This is a genomic window from Flavobacterium ardleyense (genome assembly GCF_042686085.1).
GTDB lineage: Bacteria > Bacteroidota > Bacteroidia > Flavobacteriales > Flavobacteriaceae > Flavobacterium > Flavobacterium ardleyense.
This window is the reverse complement of the sequence record NZ_JBHUOL010000012.1, coordinates 558,068-579,906: the sequence shown is the minus strand read 5'-3', so window position 1 is coordinate 579,906 and position 21,839 is coordinate 558,068. Positions and strand designations below refer to the sequence as shown.

The 21,839-nt window shown below is 31.3% G+C and carries 19 protein-coding genes; 2 read left to right on the top strand and 17 right to left on the bottom strand.

Translation table 11 applies throughout. From position 1 onward, the window contains the following. Positions 1 to 91: 91 nt before the first annotated feature. Positions 92 to 1,057, bottom strand: a complete 966-nt coding sequence (locus ACFSX9_RS08335) for an OmpA family protein (protein WP_379807067.1) — start codon at positions 1,055 to 1,057, stop codon at positions 92 to 94. Between the two features lie 87 nt (positions 1,058 to 1,144). Then, complete coding sequence (locus tag ACFSX9_RS08330) at positions 1,145 to 1,909, bottom strand: exodeoxyribonuclease III (protein ID WP_379806561.1); 765 nt, start codon at positions 1,907 to 1,909, stop codon at positions 1,145 to 1,147. A gap of 193 nt (positions 1,910 to 2,102) precedes the next feature. Here ACFSX9_RS08330 and ACFSX9_RS08325 point away from each other — a divergent pair, with 193 nt between their 5' ends. Beyond that, positions 2,103 to 3,893 carry a GNAT family N-acyltransferase gene (locus tag ACFSX9_RS08325; RefSeq protein ID WP_379806559.1) on the top strand — a complete coding sequence of 597 codons (1,791 nt, stop codon included), beginning with the start codon at positions 2,103 to 2,105 and terminating at the stop codon, positions 3,891 to 3,893. 37 nt (positions 3,894 to 3,930) lie between these two features. Here the strand turns inward: ACFSX9_RS08325 and ACFSX9_RS08320 are convergent, their stop codons facing one another. The 10 genes from ACFSX9_RS08320 to ACFSX9_RS08275 form a co-directional block, all read right to left on the bottom strand. Then, complete coding sequence (locus ACFSX9_RS08320; RefSeq protein ID WP_379806557.1) at positions 3,931 to 4,317, bottom strand: DUF2752 domain-containing protein; 387 nt, start codon at positions 4,315 to 4,317, stop codon at positions 3,931 to 3,933. 56 nt (positions 4,318 to 4,373) lie between these two features. After that, positions 4,374 to 4,757 carry a DUF4234 domain-containing protein gene (locus tag ACFSX9_RS08315; RefSeq protein ID WP_379806555.1) on the bottom strand — a complete coding sequence of 128 codons (384 nt, stop codon included), beginning with the start codon at positions 4,755 to 4,757 and terminating at the stop codon, positions 4,374 to 4,376. Positions 4,758 to 4,826: 69 nt separating this feature from the next. After that, positions 4,827 to 5,783 (bottom strand): 2-hydroxyacid dehydrogenase, encoded by a 957-nt coding sequence (locus tag ACFSX9_RS08310; protein WP_379806553.1) that lies wholly within the window; start codon positions 5,781 to 5,783, stop codon positions 4,827 to 4,829. Between the two features lie 77 nt (positions 5,784 to 5,860). After that, positions 5,861 to 7,096: a murein hydrolase activator EnvC family protein gene (locus tag ACFSX9_RS08305; RefSeq protein ID WP_379806551.1), complete on the bottom strand. Its 1,236-nt coding sequence runs from the start codon at positions 7,094 to 7,096 to the stop codon at positions 5,861 to 5,863. Positions 7,097 to 7,145: 49 nt separating this feature from the next. Further along, a complete protein-coding gene (locus ACFSX9_RS08300; protein ID WP_379806549.1) occupies positions 7,146 to 7,910 on the bottom strand; it encodes a DUF4292 domain-containing protein in 765 nt (254 codons plus the stop codon). 2 nt (positions 7,911 to 7,912) lie between these two features. Next, positions 7,913 to 9,253: a tetratricopeptide repeat protein gene (locus ACFSX9_RS08295; RefSeq protein ID WP_379806547.1), complete on the bottom strand. Its 1,341-nt coding sequence runs from the start codon at positions 9,251 to 9,253 to the stop codon at positions 7,913 to 7,915. A gap of 18 nt (positions 9,254 to 9,271) precedes the next feature. Then, positions 9,272 to 10,282 (bottom strand): sugar phosphate nucleotidyltransferase, encoded by a 1,011-nt coding sequence (locus ACFSX9_RS08290; protein ID WP_379806545.1) that lies wholly within the window; start codon positions 10,280 to 10,282, stop codon positions 9,272 to 9,274. A 36-nt stretch (positions 10,283 to 10,318) separates the two neighbouring features. Then, a complete protein-coding gene (dut, locus tag ACFSX9_RS08285; protein ID WP_379806543.1) occupies positions 10,319 to 10,753 on the bottom strand; it encodes a dUTP diphosphatase in 435 nt (144 codons plus the stop codon). 83 nt (positions 10,754 to 10,836) lie between these two features. After that, a complete protein-coding gene (locus ACFSX9_RS08280) occupies positions 10,837 to 12,297 on the bottom strand; it encodes a lipopolysaccharide biosynthesis protein (RefSeq protein ID WP_379806541.1) in 1,461 nt (486 codons plus the stop codon). Positions 12,298 to 12,329: 32 nt separating this feature from the next. Next, entirely contained in the window at positions 12,330 to 12,788 is a 459-nt protein-coding gene (locus ACFSX9_RS08275) for a hypothetical protein (RefSeq protein ID WP_379806539.1), read from the bottom strand. Between the two features lie 108 nt (positions 12,789 to 12,896). On the opposite strand from ACFSX9_RS08275, the gene ACFSX9_RS08270 reads away from it, so the two are divergent. After that, positions 12,897 to 14,978, top strand: a complete 2,082-nt coding sequence (locus tag ACFSX9_RS08270; RefSeq protein ID WP_379806537.1) for a prolyl oligopeptidase family serine peptidase — start codon at positions 12,897 to 12,899, stop codon at positions 14,976 to 14,978. Here ACFSX9_RS08270 and ACFSX9_RS08265 read toward each other — a convergent pair. The 5 genes from ACFSX9_RS08265 to ACFSX9_RS08245 all read right to left on the bottom strand — a co-directional run bounded on the left by ACFSX9_RS08265 (position 14,975) and on the right by ACFSX9_RS08245 (position 21,436). Next, complete coding sequence (locus tag ACFSX9_RS08265; protein ID WP_379806535.1) at positions 14,975 to 15,403, bottom strand: GNAT family N-acetyltransferase; 429 nt, start codon at positions 15,401 to 15,403, stop codon at positions 14,975 to 14,977. The genes ACFSX9_RS08270 and ACFSX9_RS08265 overlap by 4 nt on opposite strands. 1 nt (position 15,404) lies before the next feature. Beyond that, the gene (locus ACFSX9_RS08260; protein WP_379806533.1) at positions 15,405 to 17,747 is read right to left on the bottom strand and encodes a S9 family peptidase; all 2,343 of its coding nucleotides are present in this window, start codon (positions 17,745 to 17,747) and stop codon (positions 15,405 to 15,407) included. 371 nt (positions 17,748 to 18,118) lie between these two features. Continuing rightward, positions 18,119 to 18,670, bottom strand: coding sequence for a DUF6646 family protein (locus ACFSX9_RS08255; RefSeq protein ID WP_379806531.1), 552 nt, complete (start codon positions 18,668 to 18,670; stop codon positions 18,119 to 18,121). A gap of 7 nt (positions 18,671 to 18,677) precedes the next feature. After that, positions 18,678 to 20,144: a DUF6770 family protein gene (locus tag ACFSX9_RS08250; RefSeq protein ID WP_379806529.1), complete on the bottom strand. Its 1,467-nt coding sequence runs from the start codon at positions 20,142 to 20,144 to the stop codon at positions 18,678 to 18,680. A gap of 2 nt (positions 20,145 to 20,146) precedes the next feature. Then, entirely contained in the window at positions 20,147 to 21,436 is a 1,290-nt protein-coding gene (locus ACFSX9_RS08245) for a M48 family metallopeptidase (RefSeq protein WP_379806527.1), read from the bottom strand. Positions 21,437 to 21,839 lie beyond the last annotated feature (403 nt).

Genomic DNA, 21,839 nt, shown 5'->3' with positions numbered 1-21,839 from the left:
AGTTTTTAAAAAAGAAAAAAGGCTCAAAGTAAACTCTGAACCTTTCTACTATAAATTTTATAAGAAGTGATAACCTTTCGGCTAAAACATATTACATATCATTCAACATCTTAGAAATCTCATCTAACTTAGGTGTTAATATGATTTCAATTCTTCTATTCTTAGCTTTTCCTTCAGCACTTTCGTTTGTCATTAAAGGTGCAAATTCACCACGACCCGCAGCTGTTAAGTTTTTCTTATCAATTGATTTATTTTCTACTAAAATATTTACAATTGCTGTAGCACGTTTTGTAGATAAATCCCAGTTATTCTCAACACCACCGCCGATAGTTCCAGTAATTTTGTCATTATCCGTATGCCCTTCAATTAAAACCGAAATCTCTTGATTTTGACCTAGTACATCTCCTAGTGCTTTTACGGCTTTTTTACCTTCCGAACCTACAATCCAACTACCTGAATCAAACAATAATTTATTTTCCATAGAAACATAAACCTTCCCGTTTCTGTGTTCTACAGTTAACCCTTTACCTTCAAATGCATTTAAAGCTTTTGATAAAGTTTCCTTCAACTTTGTCATTGAAGCTTCTTGCTTCGCCATCATTTTTTCTAATTCCGCTAAACGAGAAGAAGATTCTTCTAAATCTTTTTTCAATTTATTTAAACGGTCTTGCTCTGCTGTCAATGCTTTTTGTTTTGCTTCTAAATCAGCTAATAATTGACGGTTTTTGTTAATATTTGCTGACAATGCTTCGTTACTATCTTTTTCTAAAGCTGCGTATGAAGATTTTAGATTATCATAATTCTTTTTCGTTGCCGCGTAATCAGCAGCTAACTTATCACGTTCTGCTTTTGCTGTATCAAAATCAGTTTGTAATTTATTTCTATCTAACTCTAACTGATTTTTATCGGTTTTTAAAGTTCCGTTTTCATCTGATAAAGCATTGTGTTCTTTCTTTAAATCCGCATATTTGTCTTCTAAATCTTGATAGATTTTTTTAGAAACACAAGAGGTAGTTAAACTTAAAACTAAGCAGGCTAGGGCAATTTTTCTGATCATTTGATTTTTTGTTTCAGGTTTGTTTTGTTTCAAGTTTGACGTTGAAATAGATTATGATTTTTATTTTTTACTGATTATGCTTAGCCCTTAATTACTGATTTCCACTAAAACCGGGCAATGGTCGGAATGTTTCGCTTCGGGCAGAATTAATGCTCTTTGAACTTTACTTTTGAGTGACTCAGCTACTAAACAATAGTCAATTCTCCATCCTTTATTATTGTTTCGAGAATTCGCTCTGTAACTCCACCAGCTGTAATTGTGTGGCTCTTTGTTGAACATACGAAACGTATCGATGAATCCATTTTTCATAAAAACATCTAACCAAGCACGTTCTTCGGGCAAAAACCCAGATACTTTTGCATTTCTAATAGGATCGTGAATATCAATGGCTTCATGACAAATGTTATAATCGCCACAAATTACTAAATTTGGAACTTCGATTTTTAACTCATTAATGTAATTATGGAAATCATCCATATACGTAAACTTATGTTCTAATCTATCTATATTCGTACCAGAAGGCAAATATAAACTCATTACAGAAAGGTTCTCAAAATCTACTCGTAAATTTCGTCCTTCAAAATCCATATGAGGAATTCCAGTTCCGAAAACAATGTTTTTAGGCTCTGTTTTACACAATACCGCAACACCACTATATCCTTTTTTTTGCGCAGAAAAATAATATTGGTACGGATAACCCGCTGCAGTAATCGCTTCGGTTGGAATTTGATCTTCGTTAGCTTTAATTTCTTGCAAACAAATAACATCAGGATTCGCTTGTTGCAACCATTCTAAAAAACCTTTAGTAATAGCTGCGCGAATTCCATTTACATTATAGGATATAATTTTCATCTTTTTTTCTAGCTTTCGACCAAAAGTACTAAAAAGGAATGGAATACTAAAACCTGAAATCATAGAATTTATAACAAATTAGATATCAATAAAATAAAAAATATAATAAAATTGACTTTTTAATTGTGAGTTCCTATAGCCAACAATTCAACATAATTATTATCTTTGTTTCTTGCTCAAAAATAATTGATAAATGGGTTTAGTTACTGCTAAAGAAGTTGCAAAGGCGATTAACGCTGATAAATACGGAGTTTTCGGAACTTTTTCTGGCTGGCTATTGATGAAAGTACTTAAAATTTCTGCGTTAAATAAATTGTATGACAGACACAAACATTTAAAAGATGTGGCTTTCTTGAATGCAATTTTAGACGATTTACAGATTAAGTTCGAAATTCCAGAAGAAGATTTAAAACGTTTACCGAAAGACGGTGCTTATATTACCATTTCAAATCATCCATTAGGAGGAATTGATGGCATTTTGTTATTGAAATTAATGCTTGAAAAAGAGCCCAATTTCAAGATTATAGCTAATTTTTTACTACATCGCATTGAGCCACTTAAGCCTTACATAATGCCGGTGAATCCTTTTGAAAATCATAAGGATGTTAAGTCTAGTGTGGTAGGAATTAAAGAAACATTACGTCATTTGAGCGATGGGAAACCACTAGGGATATTTCCTGCTGGTGAAGTTTCTACGTATAAAGACGGAAAATTAGTTGTGGACAAACCCTGGGAAGAAGGTGCTATCAAAGTTATTAGAAAAGCACAAGTTCCTGTAGTTCCCATCTATTTTCATGCTAAAAATAGCCGCTTGTTTTACTTTTTATCTAAAATCAACAGTACGCTTAGAACTGCTAAGCTACCAAGTGAATTAAATACGCAAAAAAACAGAGTTATTAAAGTTCGTATTGGAAAAGCTATTTCAGTTGCGGAACAAAACGAATATCAAGATATTGAAAGTTATGGCGAATTCTTAAGAAAGAAAACCTATATGCTTTCTAATGCCTACGAAGAGGACAATAAGATGCATTTGCCAAAGTTATCAATTCCAAAACCTCCAAAACAAATTGCTAAACCAGCAAATCACAGTGAAATTTTGGAAGAAATGGCTTTCTTAAAAGAAGGAGATTATCGTTTATTGCAAAGTAAGAATTATGAAGTTTACTTTGTAACAGCTGATAAAATTCCAAATATTTTACACGAAATAGGTCGTTTAAGAGAAATTACCTTTAGAGAAGTGGGTGAAGGAACTAATGAATCACTAGACCTTGATGAATACGATAAATATTATCACCATATGTTTTTATGGGATGAAGCAGCACAATGTATTGCTGGTGCGTATCGAATGGGATTAGGTTCACATATTTATCCGAAGTACGGAATTGATGGTTTTTATCTGCATGAATTATTCCGATTTGAACCAGAATTATATGACATGATGAGCAAATCCATTGAAATGGGAAGAGCCTTCATCATTAAAGAATACCAATTAAAACCAATGCCATTATTTTTACTATGGAAAGGAATTGTGCACACAACGTTGCATCATCCAGAACATAAGTACTTGATTGGCGGTGTGAGTATCAGTAATCAATTTTCGAATTTTTCAAAATCGTTGATGATTGAATTTATGAAGTCGCATTATTACGATCCCTATATTGCACAATACATTCATCCGAAAAAAGAATATAAAGTAAAACTTAAAGACGCAGACAAAGATTTTGTTTTCAATGAAACTGAAGCAGATTTAAATAAGTTTGACAAAATTATTGATGAGATAGAGCCAGGGAACTTACGTTTGCCGGTTTTGATAAAAAAATACATTAAACAAAACGCAAGAGTTGTCGCATTTAACGTAGATCCATTGTTTAACAATGCAATTGACGGTTTAATGTATATCAGAATTGCAGATTTACCTGAAAGTACTGTAAAACCCGTTATGGAGGAATTTCAAGCAGAATTAGAGCGAAAAGAAAAAGGATAATATAAAGAGAAAGGCTTACAAAATTTGTAAGCCTTTTTTATTTCCAGATACTTTGTTTAACAATCTCATCCCAAGAATGTTCTCGTACAAAAAGTACTAATCGTATAATATGATAAATTATTAGAAAACCAGCCAAAAAGTAAGCCAACTTGCGGCTGTAAAACCATTTTCTAAAATAGACTTTCTTCGTTTTTAATTCCACCGCAAAGAGCACAATTATAAACAAACAAAACCCAACCACTAAAGGGCCTAGAATATGAAAACTTACGCTTTTTAACCAATCTCCATCGTAAAAATACACCAGCGATTTAGTAATGCCGCATGAAGGGCAAGGAAAGCCAGTCAACGCTTTTAATGGACAAAACGACTGTTCAGAATCTAACGAATTATTGTTGTTTTGCAACCATAAAACAAAAGGTATCACAAGTGTTAAAAACGCACCTGTAATACCTAGAATTCTATTTTTTTCAAAGTCTTTGATTAGTAAAGTCTATTAATGTCACCTTGAACAATCATTGCAGCAGCAAAAGGGAAGAAAAGACCTAAAAGAATTAACAAGTTAGACTGATCTTTATCCAATTCTCCCGTTTTTTTATAAACATTTGGCAAACCTTCTTTACCCATTATATAGTAAAAATATATATTCACAGGCATACAACATCCTGAAAAAACAGCGACTGGAGTAGATATTACTTCTCTGCCAGAAACCGCATTAATTACTTCCGATACCTTAATATTCCAGTAGATTAAATACAATCCGCACGTAACGAAACTTAATAATAATACAATAATAGGGTCCATTTTAAATACCGGAATGTTTCCTGTTGGCTCATTCCATTTTTCTGGTTGGTTTGTTACTTCCATTTGTTTTGTTTTTGATTAGTGTGCGAATTTATAAAAAAATTTCTTATAAGTAGATTTTATTCGCTTTTGTTACACTTGATCAAACGTTCGTTTAATTTTATCCACTATGGTTTGCGCTAACTTCTGATGACTCTCAAAGGTCCAGCCGGCAATATGAGGTGATAATAAAACATTTTCAGCATGAAGCAAGTATTCGAAAGCTTTTGGTTTTTCATCTTCAAAAAGCGTTTCAAAAGATAATTTTTCATATTCCAAAACATCTAAACCAGCTCCTTTAACTTTTCCTGAATTTAAGGCTCCGACTAAATCATCCGTTACAACCGAATTTCCTCTTGCGGTATTGATCAACCAAAATGGTTTTTTAAATTTGGAAATGAAATCTGCGTTAACCATTTTATCTGTTTCAGATGTCCATGGCGTGTGCAAACTCAAAACATCTGCTTGTTCTTGCAATTCGGTTAAAGTTACTTGGGTCGCATTCGCATCTCCAATATTAGGAAGAATATCATAGCACAAAACTTTCGTGTCAAATCCACTCAATTTCTTAGCGAACGATTTTCCCATATTACCGTAACCTATAATTCCAACGGTTTTTCCTTCTAACTCATAACCACGATTAGCTTCCCTCTTCCATTGACCCGACTTTACCTCGTTGTTGGCTTTATTTAAGTTATTAAACAGCGATAATAACATTCCAAGCGCGTGTTCGCCTACTGCATTAGCATTTCCTTCCGGAGCAGCAATTAAATCAATTCCTTTAGCAATAGCGTAATCACAATCGATGCTTTCTAAACCAGCACCAACTCGTGCGATGAATTTCAAATTTATGGCTTTATCTAAAAAAGTTTTATCAATTTTGAACCGACTCCTAATCACAATTCCATGGTAATTTTCAATCTTTGCTTCTACTTCTTGTTTGGTCGAAGTAAAATCAGTCTCATTCTGAAAACCTGCTAGTTCCAATTGTTCCCAAAGTAGGGGATGATTGCTATCGATATGAAGTATTTTAATGTCTGAAGTTTTCATGCGTTGAAATTAAGTTATAAAAATACAAGAAAATATAATCCAAAAAAAATGAGGCCAATTAGACCTCATTATATTTTTTACATGTTCAACCAGGTTTCCGGATTTAGCGTCGTAGTATTTTGAAGCACTAAAAACTTAATCACTGCTCTGCCTGATGAATCTGTATGAATAGTTCCGATACTTTGTTTGATGCTCACTTTTTGTCCTTTATTTACACTTACTGAAGCTAAATTCAAATATACCGTAATAAAATCTCCATGCTGAACATACACGGCCTTATTATTAGCAGAAATTACTTGCACCTGTAAAACCTCTCCACCAAAAACCGCTCTTGCAGTAGATCCAGGCTTTGTTGAAATCTCCACACCACTATTATGAATCGTTAAATTCGTATGAATTGGATGCGGCTGATCTCCATGTTTTAAAGAAATATAACCATCAACAACCGGCCATGGTAATTTACCCTTATTTGCTTTGAAATTGTCTGAAACAACTTTACCTTCTGCAGATAAAACAAATTTTGAAGCAGCGGCTGTTCCAGCTTTTGGAGCTGTCGTTCCAGATTTTGCAGCGTTTTTTCTATTTGCTTCTGCAATTTCATCCGCAATTATCTTTTTGATTCTTGCATCAATCGTCTTCGCTTCTTTTTGCTTTTGATCGATTTGAGCTAGATATTTTTTCTTGTCTTTCTGAATCGATTTCACCAAGCGTTCTTGCTCCTTCTTCTCTTCTTCTAATGCTTTCTTTTCTTTTTCAGTTTCTTGTAAAACCTTCTCTTTTTCTTTTTTACTTTCTTGCAAACGTTTTTCTGCAATAACTAATTTATCTTGTTTTACCTGAATTTCATCACCTTGCAATTTTCTAAAACCCGCATATTGCTTCATGTACTGAATTCGCTTATAGGCTTGCAGAAAGTTTTCAGAAGACAAAACAAACATAACCCTACTTTGATCATTGCGACTTTTATAGGATTTAACTATGATTTTTTCGTAATCTTCTTTTAATACTTTTAATTCACGGTTTAATTTATTTAGTTCCAATTGTGTTAGGTAAATATCATCCGTTAACAAACGTGTTTGTCTTGCCGTAGTATTTAACAATTGCTGTCTTAAAGTAATTAAATTGATCTGTTGTGTAATTTGATTCAAAACCGATTTCTCTTTTTTCTTCTCTGATTCTAAATGAACTTTATTATCCGCAATCTCCTTTAGAATTTGCGCTTTTTTTGCTTCTAACTTTTGTTGCTCAGAAGACTGTGCAAAAGCTATAGAAGTGATAAAAAAGAAAAGAAGTATTTTTAAAAAATGGTTCATGCACTATTGGTTTTTACAAAGGTAGTTTTTGTTTTAGTAAAATAAAATATTAATCGATTTCAATTGCCTTGTAATCCCGTGGAATTGAATAAGAATAACTCAAATCTTCATTAAATGTAGCATTCTTGTATTCAATATCGATAGAAACGTTATCTTTTTGAACTGCATTAATACTTATTTTATTAGGTAAGAAAATCTTATTCACTTCTTGATGCGAAGGATACTGAATAACTAACATTCTGTTTTTACTTTCTTGCGAAATCGTTTCTTTCTTCAGCAAATAATTAGCCGCTTCAAAATAGAAATCTTTTGAAATATCGGAGTCGTTTGGTTTAGTTAATCGAAATAATTTTTCATTTATTTCAGCAATCCATTTCCCTTTTGTTAAATCGTCAATCGCTTTACCAAGAAATAAATTTTGCACTTTCTGAAAATCTAAATCGGTTCCTAACCAATTGCTTAACATCCTAAAATCTCCATCGAAATAGGTGCCGTTTATTTTTTCATAATAACTCACTTTATCAGGAGTAATCAGGGCTTTTGCCATCGGAATTCCGAAAAACTTGATATTGATCCAAATGATTTCATCTTTCTTAATTCGAATATCAGCATTTAAAGAATGTGATTGCTTCGCATCTTCATATCTAGCATTTGCACGAATATTCAAAGTTTTGAAATCGTACTGATTACCATAATGTCCTTTGATAATTTGTGAAACTTCGGTGTTGTCAGTTGCTGCGGCAGTCGCAACCTTTTGTTTGGATTTACAACCTATTAAAAACAAGATTAAAAAGGCGGATAAGACTGTTCTCATTGTTATTTTACTTGTTTTAATTTATTAGAATACGATTGTTTTTTAGCCACATCGCCCAGATTCTCACAACTAATGATTAATTGGGTGTAAAAATCTCTTTCAATTGCTTTATCATCCACTACAAAATCTAAGCCGTTTTCTAAAAAGTCTTTTGCTTTCTTAAATTGGTTGATTTTATTACTAGCAAATCCAGCGTAATAATAAAAACTCGGTTGGGTTGGATACAATTCCAAAAAGGCTTCAGCTTTAGGAATTAATGCTTTATAATCTTCCTTTTGAATCAAAACACTCAAGTAATAATCCATTGTTTCTACATCTTGACTGTTAGACTTTAATGCCTTATCAAAATAATAAATCGCTTTTTCCAAGTCTTTTTTTGTCCAAAAAAACTTTGCAACTTCTTTAGAAACATTTAATTGATTGTCCGAATTAAAATACGGAATCGCTTCGTCTACATCTTTGAAAAATTCAGGATTTTTTATTGCAAAGATTAAAAACTCGTTGAAAACACGATGTTTTATTTTTAGATCTATTTTATCGTTTCCAAGGACTTTAAACATGGACTTTGAAGCGTTTGCTCCTTCATTTTTGTCTAAGTAAAATTTTACTAAAGTTACATGCGCCCAATCCGAATTTGGAATTTCTTTTTCCAATCTTTTAGCGACTTCAAAAGCTTTATCTTCCTGATTGAAACTCGTGTACAGCACAATTAAATCAATATAATTTTGCTCATATTTTGGATTCTTCTTGATGCCTTCTTCTAATGTTTCTTTTTTAGGCTTTGCAAATTCATTAGATTCTTCGATCTTAAGTTTATAAAAAACCATCGTACTGCTCAAATGAGAAGTGGCTTGCATTTCCTTCAACAAGTTTAAAGCTTTCTCTTTTTGATTGGTATTCATGTAAAGCGAAACTAAATCTTCTCTCATATTTGGATCAAATTCAATCAATTTTTCAACAATAGGAATTGATTTTTCAAAATCTCTTGTTTGATAATAAACATCATACAAACCATTCCAATACCAACGTTGTTTACTATCAAATTCCACTGCTTTTTTGAAAGCTGTTTCCGCTCCGATATAATTTTTTAAATCCAATTGGTTTTTACCCAATTCATAATAAAAGGCCGGATTTTTAGGTTCTTTTTCGATGCATTTCTGAATAGCAATTATAGCTTTATCGTAATTTTCGATACCTCTTTGTTCCAAAGCTGTGTAAAAATCATCTTCAATTTTATTATCTACTAATGCAAGGTCTTCTGGATTTTCTTGTGCAAAAGAATTTGTTCCAAAACTAAAAGTGATGAAAAAGATAAAAAAACTGATTAAGCTGATTTTTCTCATTAAAAATATATTATAAACTTATTCTAAAACGGAATAATCACCAATACTAATACTTGTGAAATTACCATCATAGTTCACGTGATTTCCAATCATTGCGTTGTCTAATTTGGCGTTTTTAATATGTGAATGCGTTTGCACTAAACTATTTTTTATTGTCGAATCTATTACGTGACAACCTTTTCCTAAAGAAACATTTGGGCCAACTGTAGCATTAACCAAAACTACATCTTCGCCAATATAACAAGGAGGAATAATAGTTGAATTCTCTAACTTTACATCAGAAGCAACTAAATTTTCTTTATCATTATGTAAAAATCCTAACATTCTGGTATTGGTATCAACCGTAACATCTTTATTGCCACAATCCATCCATTCGTCCACTTTTCCGGGAACAAACTTCATACCTTTTGCCATCATTTGTTTGATTCCATCGTTGATTTGGTATTCGCCACCATGAATAATATTGTTGTCAATTACCAATTGTAATTCGTCTTTCAACACAGAAACATCTTTGAAATAATAAATTCCTATAACGGCTAAATCCGAAACAAATTCCTTTGGTTTTTCAACCAATTCCACGATTTCATTCGATTGATTTAGGTTGATTACTCCAAAAGCTTCGGGTTTATCAACTTGTTTCACCCAAATTACGCTATCGGCAGAAGTATCTAAATCGAAATCAGCACGAATTAAAGTATCCGCATAAGCAATAACTGCTGGACCGCTCAAAGAATCTTTGGCACACATAATTGCGTGACCAGTTCCTAACGCTTCGTTTTGATAATAAATCGTTCCTTTCGCCCCTAATTTTTGGGCAATAGCAATTAATTCTTCTTCCACTTTTTTACCAAAACTTTCGTGAATGATAAAAGCGACTTCTTCAATTTTTTGATTTAACACTCCCGCAATATCTTCCACTAAACGGTGAACGATAGGTTTCCCAGCAACCGGAATTAATGGTTTTGGAACGGTTAATGTATGTGGGCGAAGGCGTGAACCACGACCTGCCATTGGAACTATTATCTTCATAAGAAAGTATGTTGTATAATGTAATTTGTATATTGACTATTTCACACCTGTGCTTCCGAAACCACCTTCGCCTCTTGCTGTTTCTGATAATTCAGTAACTTCAAGCCATTCCGCTCTTTCGTGTTTGGCGATGATTAATTGGGCAATTCGTTCTCCGTTTTCGATTACGAAGTCTTCATTTGATAAATTTACTAAAATTACTCCAATTTCACCACGATAATCAGCATCAACAGTTCCGGGAGAATTTAAAACGGTAATTCCTTTTTTAAAAGCCAAACCACTTCTTGGACGAACTTGTGCTTCATAACCAATTGGTAATTCAATAAAAAGTCCGGTTTTTACTAACGCTCTTTCTAATGATTTTAGTGTAATAGATTCTGTAATATTAGCACGTAAATCCATTCCTGCCGAAGCAATCGTTTCGTAATTAGGTAATTCGTGCGAAGACTTATTGATGATTTTGATTTTCATATTCAATTTATTATTATGTTTATTGGAACAAAGATTAAAGAAATTTGAGAAATTTTAATTCATATTTCTGCTGTTCCAAAATATTATTTTCTTTTTAAAATGGTTAGGATCGTTTCTTTTTCGTTTCGGTACACAAAGTAAGCAAAAAACAAGATAGAAGCAATTCCAAAAATATAAGTTTCCCTGAAAATTGGAACGTAAAAAGACAATCCAGATAAAGAGATTGAAACTATTAAATAGCCAAATATTTTATTCTTATCATATGGAATTGGATACTGTTTTTGGCCTAACTGATAAGAGATAATCATCATGGCTCCATAAGCTATAATAGTTGCAACTGCTGAACCCATATAACCGAATTTAGGAATAAAAAGTAAATTTAAACCTAACGTCACAAAAGCTCCAACAATAGAGATGTACGCTCCAATTTTGGTTTTATCGATTAACTTATACCAAACCGAAAAATTAGTATAAATCCCTAGAAAGAAATTTGCTAAAACGATTAAAGGAACAACATCCATAGCAGACCAATAGCTTTCCTTCGGTACTAAAATAAGTTTTAAAACATCAGCAAATACTATTACCCCTAAACTGATAAACGAACCAAAAATGACGAAATATTTTGTAATTGTAGCATAAGTTTGTGGTGCGTTTTCATTAGTAGCATGACTAAAGAAAAACGGTTCAATTCCTAACGTATAGGCTGTTCTGAATAAAACCATAAACATTCCTATTTTATAACAGGCCGCATAAGCACCAATTTCTGCTAAGTCAACATTCATCCAATTTAAAAGAATTTTATCGAAATGCTCATTTATAGCGAACGCAATACCGGCAATAAGGATTGGAAATGCGTAGCGCATCATTTTCTTCCATAAGACAACATCAAATTGCCATTTAATCTTTATGTAATCTGGCAAAACCATCAGTAATGTCACAAAACTTGCTAACAAATTAGCCAGAAAAATATACCCTATTTGAAAATCCTGGTGATAAATAGTTTGGACAAAGATATTGTCCGTTTCTGAAGCCCAAGAAGGTAAAATTGCTAAGAAGAAAACATTCAATAACAAGTTAATTAAAACATTTACAATCTTAATGATTGCGTATTTCAAAGGTCTGCTTTCTGCTCTTATCTTTGAAAACGGAATAATCGCCAATGCATCCAAAGCTAAAATCCATATGGTAAATACAATGTATTTGACACTAATTCCCGACCAATCAGCTAAATTATTTCTAAAAAATAGAAATAAAATCAAAAATGCAATAGTAGACCATACTAGTGAAATGGTGGACGTGGAGATTACTTTGTTTTTATTTGTTTCGGTATTATAAAATCTAAAAAAGGCCGTTTCCATTCCATACGCCAACACTACATTAAAAAATACTAAGTAAGAAAATATCACAGAAACCTCACCCATTGTGCTATTATCAGCTAAATAGATAACAAATAAAGGATTCAGAATAAAGCTGATAATTCTTGGTAAAACTGTGGCTAAGCCATAAATTGCAGTTTGTTTGAAAAGACTTTTATATAAACTCAACGTTTAGATTTTTGATGTTAAAGCAAAAGTAATTAATTCTTTTCTTTATTTCTTGATGGAAAAGCAATGATTGGTTTTTCTTTAACGTTTTCAACCTTCTTTGTAAATGTTTCTCCATTCTTATGAAAGGTCAAAATTGCTTCATTTGATTTTAAATTTATTACAGCACTTTGATTACCATATTCATTTTCAGGATTTTCATCCATGATTAAGTCTTTTTGACCTGAATGGATTTTAGCAACATATTCCGTTTCAGAGGTCTTTTCAAAAAGAGCTTCCTGCCCATGAAAATGAACACTTATTAATGCAATGTCTTTGTGTAAAGGTTGTATTAAGTTTACATAAAAATTAACACCGCTTCCACCGTCTTCAAGTCCTGCAACCCATTTCTGGTAAGAAACCGATTGTATGTTTTCTTGTGCAATTATTTGTGTAGAATTACAAGAAATTAATGATGCGCAAAAAAATAGATATAAAACATACTTAGTCATGATAAATTTCATTTTGATAAAGTTACTGAAATTATTCTCGCAAAGAACAAGGTAAAACTATTGTTTATAATTATATTTTAATACTTTCGCAAGATTATTATTATAAATATGAAAAGATTACTATTTCTACTGCTTTTTATCAGTACGACCATTTTCTCTCAACAAAAAATTGAAACTAAAAAAGTTTCTTCAACTATCTTAAAACATGGAATTACAATCCATGATGACTATAAATGGTTAGAAAACACTTCCGAGAAAGCGGTTGAAGAATGGGTTGAATTACAAAATAATGTTAGTGATAAAAAGCTTACGGAAGCAGTAAAAAAACATAACTTTTCATTCAAAATAAAGGACTATAATTACTTGTCTACTTACGCTATTCCAAGTAAAAAAGGAAAATATTTTTACAGCTTATATCGAGTAGATAAAAACAAACCAGGTGTTTTACATTATAGTAAAAGTTTAAATGATATACCAACGCCACTGGTTGATCCTTTTGATATTTATAAAGACGCTAACGTTATTATGTCTGATTATTATCCTTCGCGAAATTCAAAATATCTAGCATTTAAAATTAGTCCGAATGGAAGTGATAGACAGGAAATTAAATTTAAAGACTTTTCAAATAAAAAATATCTCGATGATGTTTTAACAGATATTAAATTTTCAAATGTTGCTTGGAATGATGACAAAGGTATTTTCTACAAGAAAAACTTAAACAAGGAATTTTTTGCTAAAGATTCAACGTATCAGCTCTATTATCATAAAATTGGAGATCTTCAAAGTAAAGATCAGTTGGTCTATGACACTTCAAATAGTAAATCTAATTTTACTTTTTTTACGAAAAAGGATAAATTGTACATCGTTGAAACAAGTGAAAACGAAAGTACTGAAAACTACTATTATACTGACACGAATAGCGAATCATTTGAATTTAAGAACTTTCTGAAAGACGAAAACAGTAATCTTAAATTCTTAAATATTGCCAATGATAAATTTTATTTTTCCGATGAAAAGTATCCTTGGGGAAATGTCAGTTACTTTGATATAAATAATAGGACAGAAAACACAGTTTTAATTCCGCAAGTCTATACTCATTTGTTAGTTGGCACTACTTTTTTAGAAGATTATATAATTTGCAAGTATAATAATTCCGGGAAATTCTATATGTCTATTTACGATTATACAGGGAAATTTATTCGCAAGTTTGAAGCACCTCACAGCATGGATTTTCAAATTAGACTTTTTGATAAAAAATCAAACAATCTTTTTGTTACTTTTTATTCTTACACTATTTCCTCCCTGAATTACAAATTAAACATTACTACTGGAGCTAATTCTATTTATTTTAACGATTTTATTGTTCCAAAACCTTCACTATTCCCTTTTAACTATTTTGAAACTAAGACGATAACGTACAAAAGCAGAGATAACCAACAAATTCCAATAGTTATCATTCATAAAAAAGGAATTGAACTAAACGGAGATAATCCAACTTTATTACGGGCTTATGGCGGCTTTGGAGTCGTTAGTAGTCCGAATTACGACACTGGACTCTTGCATTTCTTAGAAAAAGGTGGTGTTTACGCGTTTGCCCAGGTTAGAGGTGGCGGAGAAAAAGGACAAAACTGGCATAAAGAAGGAAAAGGTTTGAAAAAAATCAATTCAATTAATGATTTCGTGGACGCAGCGGAATTTTTAATTGCTGAAAAATATACGAATCCAAATAAGTTAGCTATTAATGGAGGTTCGCACGGCGGATTAGTAGTAGGCGCCGCAATGACGCAACGACCAGACTTATTTAAAGTAGTTGTTTCTGAAATGGGAAGATTAGACATGTCTACTCTTGAAAAATATACAACTGGAAGCTACCATTTTGACGAATACGGAAATCCCAATAACAAAGAAGAATTTGAATCTTTAATCTCTTACTCGCCTTATCACACCATTAAGGAAGACGTAAATTATCCTACATGCTTAATTATCACTTCTGAAAATGACGATAGAGTTCCTCCTTTTCATTCGTATAAATTTGTGGCAAAATTACAAAATAGAGCTGCTCAGAAAAATCCTATTTATTTAAAAGTGAACAAGATTGCAGGACATTCGGGAAATATTTCAAGCTACGAAAAACGAGTAAAAGAAAAGAGTGAGTTTTATAGTTTCATTTTGTATCATTTAAATAATTAATGCTTTAAATATTTAATAAAATGAAAACCTTTTGGCACAAAACCGTGGTTCATATAGAATTTTTGTGCGCCGAAATTAGTCGTGTAAGCATCCAGCGCCATCATATTGCAATTTTCTTCAATTGCTTTTTGATTTAAATAATTGGTCATAATTGTTCCAATTCCTTTCGAACGAAAGTCTTGATGCACCACAACATTATCAAACTCTAAATATTTGCCGCACCACAACTTAGTTCCTATCCAAAAGCCTGCCAAACCAATTGTTGTATTATTTTCAATCACAATCAGTTGTTTGTAATTGTGTGGAATCATTTTATCGAGTAAATCACCATAAATTTCATTCGTATAATCTGGATATAACTGTTGGATGATCGGTAATTGCGCCAACATTTCCTCTTTTGTGGTAAGTTCTAGTAGTTGAGACATTTTATTTCTCTAAAAGATTATCATTGAATAAGTTCAAAATTCTTCTGTATTCGTCTACCCAAGAATATGTTTCTTTAAAACCATGTGCTTCAACCGGAAATACGGCCAAATCCCAGTCTTTCTTACCCAGTTCAATAAAACGTTGCGACAAGCGAACAATGTCTTGAAATTGCACGTTATCATCGACCATTCCGTGTAACATAAGCAATTTATCTTGTAAATTATTTGCGAAATAAATAGGCGAACTTTTCTTATAAGCTTCAGGATCTGTTTCTGGGAAATTTAAAATATTAGAAGTGTAACCGTGGTTATAATGTGCCCAATCAGTAACTGAACGCAACGCCGCTCCCGCTTTGAATCCACCTGGTTCTGTCAACAAAGCCATCAAAGTGATAAATCCGCCATAAGAACCGCCATAGATTCCAACTCGATCCTTATCGATTCCTAAAGTTTCAACCAAATATTTCTTTCCGTCTAAATGATCTGATAAATCTTTTCCACCCATATGACGGTAAATTCCGGTTCTAAAATCGCGTCCGTAACCATCACTTGCGCGATAATCAATATCTAAAACGGTGTAACCTAAATCCGTCAACAAGTTATGAAACATGAATTCTCTGTGATAAGTACTCCAATAATTATGGGCATTTTGTAAATATCCAGCTCCGTGAACGAAAATAACAGCAGCTTTATTTTTATTTTCAGTCTTTGGTTGGTACAATCTTGCATTCACATTGATACCATCCGAAGCTTTAAAAGTAATCACTTCAGGTGAAGCCCAATTGTACTTTTTGAATTCAGAAGTTGTTGAAAACGTAATTTGCTTTACATCGGCATTCGCTTTATTTGCTCCGACATATAATTCCCAAGGTTTGTTTTTATACGAATAACGGACTAAAATATTTTTTTCGTCAGGCGAAAGTTCCACTTCGTAATTTCCGTCTTTCGTTAGAATTCCCGTCATTTTTTTAGAAGCGATGTCCAATTTATAAAAATTTCTGTTTCCCGGATGCGTCGTTGTAGTCGTAATGTAAAATGATTTACTGTCGTTTGCCAACGTAACATTTCGAACTTCCCAATTTCCATTGGTCAAGGCTTCTCTTTTCTTCGATTTTAGATTTAAAGTATATAAATGCGAAAAGCCTGAAACTTCTGATTGAAAATAAATCGTGGAATCATCAATAAAACCTAAAGTTCCACCGCCGAAGTTATATCCCGGAATTCCAGGACCTCCAATCCAAGCTTCATCGTGTTGATGATCTAATTCGGTTGTTTTTCCGGAATTTAAATCCAACTGCACAATCCAACGATGTTTGTTGTCTTGACTTCTCAATTCTAAAACCGCATTTTTTCCATCATTACTGTAAACTGGACTTTGCATAATTACATCCGTTTCATAATCCGATTTGTCTTTTAAATTAGCATAATCTTGATAATATTTTGGCGTGTCTTTAATTCCTGATAAAGCGGCAAAAGAAACATAATATGTTGTGTCTTTTTCCACATCAAATATTCCCAATTTATGTTTACTAAAATTTTCTACAGATACTTTTGACCTTGATTTATCTTGTCTTGTGTAACCATCAGCTGTAATAAAATTCTCGACATTTGAAGTTGGAGGCGTTGGATAATCGGAAACTCGAAAAGTTATAAATTTTCCCTCTGGCGAAGGTTTTATCTGTTCTAAATTCGATTTATCGTAAAATATTTCTTTCGGAAACGATTCATTATTTGCTTTATATTTTTCTTCATACCATTTTTTACTTTGTTTTCCATCACGAACAAATTGAAATAATTCATCTTGCTGCTTTTGCAAGAAACCTTCCGTCTCTTCTGCTTTTGCTTTCTCTTTTCCCGATTTAAAATTAGTTAATTGGATGATCGAAAAATCTTGGGTATTTAATTGGTATACATTTCTGCTTTGTTGAAAAAAGACAATATTAGGAATAATACTTCGAACAACCGCGGTAATTCTGTCTGTAGAATGAAGTACTTTTTTAGTCTTTTTCGTGGCTTTCGTATAAGCATACAAAACGCCTTGATTCTTATAATAAATTACATCAAATTGCTTTTGTGAAGCATCGTAATCAATATCATATATTGGATTTGAAGCTGTAACTTTTTGTGGAGCACTCGAATTCGTATTCCAAAAATAAGTGCTATTTCCTATTTCATTGTTTGGATTCCAGTCGAACAGCATCGTTTTTCCATCGACAGACCAACGGTGATTTTCAGGTTGGTTCCCGATGAATTCGTTTCCTTTCATAATATCTTCTAGCTGAAGCGATTGTGAGAAACTAAAAAAAGCAGTAATTAAAGCTAAAAGAGTAAAGAAATTCTTCATTAGATGGCATTTGGTTCTTACAAATATACCAAAAAATAAAGTTTGAGGAAATAGAGTTTTACAAGTAAATTATTTAACAATAAAAAAAGTTTTTCATGTAAATGCATTAATTTTTTAGAATTTTAATGCTAAAAAATAATTTTTTTTAAATTTCATGTTTTTAAAAAGATATCTGTTTTGTAAAATAGATGAATTAACTTTTTTTTAGATAAACCATTAATTAGGCTCTATAAATCAGGTTAAAGAAAGAAAATCTTAATTCCATTTTAGGAGTGATTTTGATTACTAAAAAAAAACACTTCTAAAAATAATTTACAAGTGTTCTTTTTATACTAAACCTTATTGATTTAGTAACTGTACAGATTAATTTATTAGTTACTAATTACTATACCAACACTTAAAACAGGTTGTTCATAAAATTTATAAAAATTTTCTGCGTCATCGTTTAAATTAATAATATTTGTAACAAAAGGAACATTAACTTCCGCAAAAAAACCAAAGCCTTCAGTGATTAAATATCTCGTTCCTGCTTGACCTCCAAAATTTCTACCTGCATTTGCACCAGCATATAAATCAAAATTATCGCCTAAATTTAATAGTTTATTCATGTGTAAATTCAAACGCGCATTGAAATCAATTATTTCCATTAATTTATTTTCTGGTTGAGAATCCAATTCGTATGGCTGATTAAATTGATCGTATGCAATAATTGATTTTGGATAACTATTTTTTACGATCAAACCAAAACTAACACCATAGGAAAAATAATCACTTAAACCTGTATCATAATTCCCTACAATACCAATACCTTTGTCTTGAAATGAAGCTCCGAAACTTTTTTTGATATCTGCAAATCCATCATAGACTTGACTAAAAGTGGTTGTGAAAATTAAAAAACCTAAAACTGTAAAAAAATTTTTCATAATATATTTATTGACGTTCATAATTTAATTTTTCTAATCTAATTTCTATTTGACTTTCTCCTTTTTTAGGATTGGTAAATTCTTCTTTTATAGCCACATATCCTGTTTTAGCAGGAAAAACAGTAATTTTACTTTCAGTAGTGTTCAAATTCATTTTGCTTAATGTAATTTCTTTTGAGCTAAAATTGAAATCGATTAAATTCAGCTCTAGTTTTTTATCTTCATTTTTATCGTAGAAAAAGTATACTTTGCCAGCATTTCCTAGTAATTCTTGTGAAAACCTGTACTTGCTTTTGAAACTTTTTTCTGTATCAAATGACTTGGTGCTTATAGAATTAAAATCTTTATCAATTTGAAAAACATATAATTCGAAATATAAATTATGTTTTGATTTAGCTCTAAATGTTTCGGCTATCATGAAAAAACTTCCGTCTGGATTTTGGTCTATTTTTCTAAAATCCAAAATCCCTTCTCCCTTAACCTTACCGTTTTCGCTTATATCTTTAAAGTTAAATTTTGAATATGGCAAAAAGATCTCTGAAATGATTTTACCTGATTTCATATCAATTTCTCTTTTATAAAGTCCTAAAGATTCATCGTATTCTACTCGATCTCTTTTTTCTTTTTCAAAATATCTTCCAATAATTGTTAATTTTTCATCATTAATTTTTGAAAAAGAAAATAGTAATGTGTACGTATCGTTGTACAAGTTTGTAAAGGAGATTTCTTTTCCAGTTTTAGTATCTAAAATCAATAAATGATCCGAAACTTTTTTAGAACCTCTAGATTTTGTAGCAATGAATGAAAGTGTATTTTCATCCATTTCAAAAAATTGATACTCATATTCGTGTTTTTCTTCGGCTTGTTTTACATTGCTGGCCCACAATTGCTCGCCATTGAAATCAATTGCAAAACATGCAGATTCATCTTTTTTCTTATCAAAATTAACCAGCTGTACAAAAAATCCTGAGTTTGACAAGGCGGCTGCTGCATAATATTTAACGTTTTTAAACATTTTCGGAATGTTGTTATCATCTGGTTTTATAGATTTATCATACGTGCCGCTTGCAGTGATTTTATTTGCTGCTAAACCTAAAATTTTATATTTGAATTTAATGTTTATAAAAAGTTGTTCGGAAACAAAATTCTCAATAAAATTGAATAAAATATGTCCATTATTATAAACAATCTGATAATTTTCAATGACACACTTTTTTTTAACTTTCGTTTCAACAAACTCACCCGAATTAATAGTGTTCATGTTTTTATCCAAAATGATGTATTTAAACTTCACTTCCGTGGGACTTAATTCGTCTAATTGCCTTAGTTCGGCATAACCATAAAGTTCGTCTCCATCTGTTAAAGTTACAAAATTTTCTAATTTTCCTGCGGCAGTATTTAAAATTTTATACGATTGAGAAAAACTTATTTGAGTTGCAACTACTAAGAATAAGAAGGTAATTATTTTTTTCATTTTTATTGCGTTAATTCGTTATAGTCCTTGGCTAATCTTTCCAATTCTTTAGTCGAGATATTATTCATGAAACTTATATAATTTTGTTTACTAAGGGATTGCGTTTTGGGATTTACATTAGGAATATAGCTGTTAAACTTCATGCTTTTTTTTGCTTTAGACAATTCCTCTAAGTTTAATGCCATTAATTTCAATAAATACATGTTTTTATTGTCGCTTTTGAGCATTTTTAAAACTTCATACAATCCATTACCATATTCTTTAAAATAATACAAGTTAAAAACCTCCTCTAATTTTGCAATTTCAAATAATTTACGCTCCATTGATGCGTCAACGGTGAATGTACTGTTTTGGTTATTTGGATTTAATAGTTTTATTTTTTCAATACGATTGTCGCAATTGGGATGCGTTTTTAAAGAATCTATTTCCCAATTCATCATGTGTTTTTTTCCATAATTATATCTAGAAAAATCTTCAATATCGGTCCATTCGTTTATGAATTTTTGATTTTTAGTAGTAAAAAATCTAACATAATCTTCGTTTACTAAACTGTCTTTTTCTATATCCGCATCATTTAATCGCGATAATGCATTGACAAAATCATATTGATTATATTTAGTGTTTTTAAAATAGGAATATCCTTTAGAGTCTGCCTCAAATTCAAATTCCCTAGACTTGCTATTACGCGAATAAACAACGAATTTTAACAGTTTTTCAGCACTTTCTTGTTTATTGTATCTTGATTGTGTTATTTTTTTTTCTTGCTTTTTTAAGTCTGATGAAGTAATTTTTTCAGAGTAATCTTTGATACTATTCCAACTATGATCTAGTGTATAATGTGCCATTTCATGAGCAATTACACCCGCTAACTCGCCTTCTGTTTTTAAGGTGTTTAAAAGTGCTAAATGAACTACTAAAGTTCCCTCTCCTACACTAAAAGCATTAGCACTTCCTTCCCTTGAAAAATAAATTCTGAAATTTTTTTCCTTTAATTCCGGATTTGAATCTGTAATATGCTTTACTATTTTTTCTAAATAATTATTTAATTCATCATTAAAATACAGTTCACCTTTATTGATTTCACTCACAAAACTAGTGTAGTGTTCTTCATATATGGATTCCATTTTTCTTTTAACTTCACCAGAAAACTGACTCTTAACGTCTGAAAGAGTTTTTTGATGTCTAGATTTAAAGGAAGAAACAAAGTCTTTTATCGATTTTGATGATGTAGTATCAATTGGCTGATATACTTGAGCGATCGCCGAATTTGGAAGTGCAAATAAAAAAAACACTCCAGTTATATACAATAAATTGCGCATTAATAAGTGGGACTTATATTAACGCCCAAAAATATAATAATATTTAAATATAACAAACAATTTTTTAGTTTTAATACATAAGGGAAAACTTGTTAAATATCATAAAATTTTTCACATTCTCATTAAACAATTATTTAGTAAGTGAAATAATAAATTAACATATAAATGGTGATTAAGATACTTTATATAATTATCTATGTTCGAAAAGACGTAAAATAATATAAACAAAAAGAAAATAATAGGTAATTTTTAAGCTTGTTATGTTGTTGAAAAATAAGTGCTGTTTTTATTTGTTTAGTTAAAATGAAATTTAACAAATTATTTTCAAGTGGCAAGTTATCAGTGATTTTTCGGTTTAATTCTGATAAATACGTTT

What these genes read in the sequence shown, in the direction of transcription:
- ACFSX9_RS08270 (WP_379806537.1), top strand. Translation starts at nt 12,897, where the DNA reads ATGAAAAGATTACTATTTCTACTGCTTTTTATCAGTACGACCATTTTC.
- ACFSX9_RS08275 (WP_379806539.1), bottom strand. Translation starts at nt 12,788, where the DNA reads ATGACTAAGTATGTTTTATATCTATTTTTTTGCGCATCATTAATTTCT.
- ACFSX9_RS08335 (WP_379807067.1), bottom strand. Translation starts at nt 1,057, where the DNA reads ATGATCAGAAAAATTGCCCTAGCCTGCTTAGTTTTAAGTTTAACTACC.
- ACFSX9_RS08265 (WP_379806535.1), bottom strand. Translation starts at nt 15,403, where the DNA reads ATGTCTCAACTACTAGAACTTACCACAAAAGAGGAAATGTTGGCGCAA.
- ACFSX9_RS08315 (WP_379806555.1), bottom strand. Translation starts at nt 4,757, where the DNA reads ATGGAAGTAACAAACCAACCAGAAAAATGGAATGAGCCAACAGGAAAC.
- ACFSX9_RS08330 (WP_379806561.1), bottom strand. Translation starts at nt 1,909, where the DNA reads ATGAAAATTATATCCTATAATGTAAATGGAATTCGCGCAGCTATTACT.
- ACFSX9_RS08260 (WP_379806533.1), bottom strand. Translation starts at nt 17,747, where the DNA reads ATGAAGAATTTCTTTACTCTTTTAGCTTTAATTACTGCTTTTTTTAGT.
- ACFSX9_RS08310 (WP_379806553.1), bottom strand. Translation starts at nt 5,783, where the DNA reads ATGAAAACTTCAGACATTAAAATACTTCATATCGATAGCAATCATCCC.
- ACFSX9_RS08255 (WP_379806531.1), bottom strand. Translation starts at nt 18,670, where the DNA reads ATGAAAAATTTTTTTACAGTTTTAGGTTTTTTAATTTTCACAACCACT.
- ACFSX9_RS08325 (WP_379806559.1), top strand. Translation starts at nt 2,103, where the DNA reads ATGGGTTTAGTTACTGCTAAAGAAGTTGCAAAGGCGATTAACGCTGAT.
- dut (WP_379806543.1), bottom strand. Translation starts at nt 10,753, where the DNA reads ATGAAAATCAAAATCATCAATAAGTCTTCGCACGAATTACCTAATTAC.
- ACFSX9_RS08295 (WP_379806547.1), bottom strand. Translation starts at nt 9,253, where the DNA reads ATGAGAAAAATCAGCTTAATCAGTTTTTTTATCTTTTTCATCACTTTT.
- ACFSX9_RS08250 (WP_379806529.1), bottom strand. Translation starts at nt 20,144, where the DNA reads ATGAAAAAAATAATTACCTTCTTATTCTTAGTAGTTGCAACTCAAATA.
- ACFSX9_RS08290 (WP_379806545.1), bottom strand. Translation starts at nt 10,282, where the DNA reads ATGAAGATAATAGTTCCAATGGCAGGTCGTGGTTCACGCCTTCGCCCA.
- ACFSX9_RS08300 (WP_379806549.1), bottom strand. Translation starts at nt 7,910, where the DNA reads ATGAGAACAGTCTTATCCGCCTTTTTAATCTTGTTTTTAATAGGTTGT.
- ACFSX9_RS08305 (WP_379806551.1), bottom strand. Translation starts at nt 7,096, where the DNA reads ATGAACCATTTTTTAAAAATACTTCTTTTCTTTTTTATCACTTCTATA.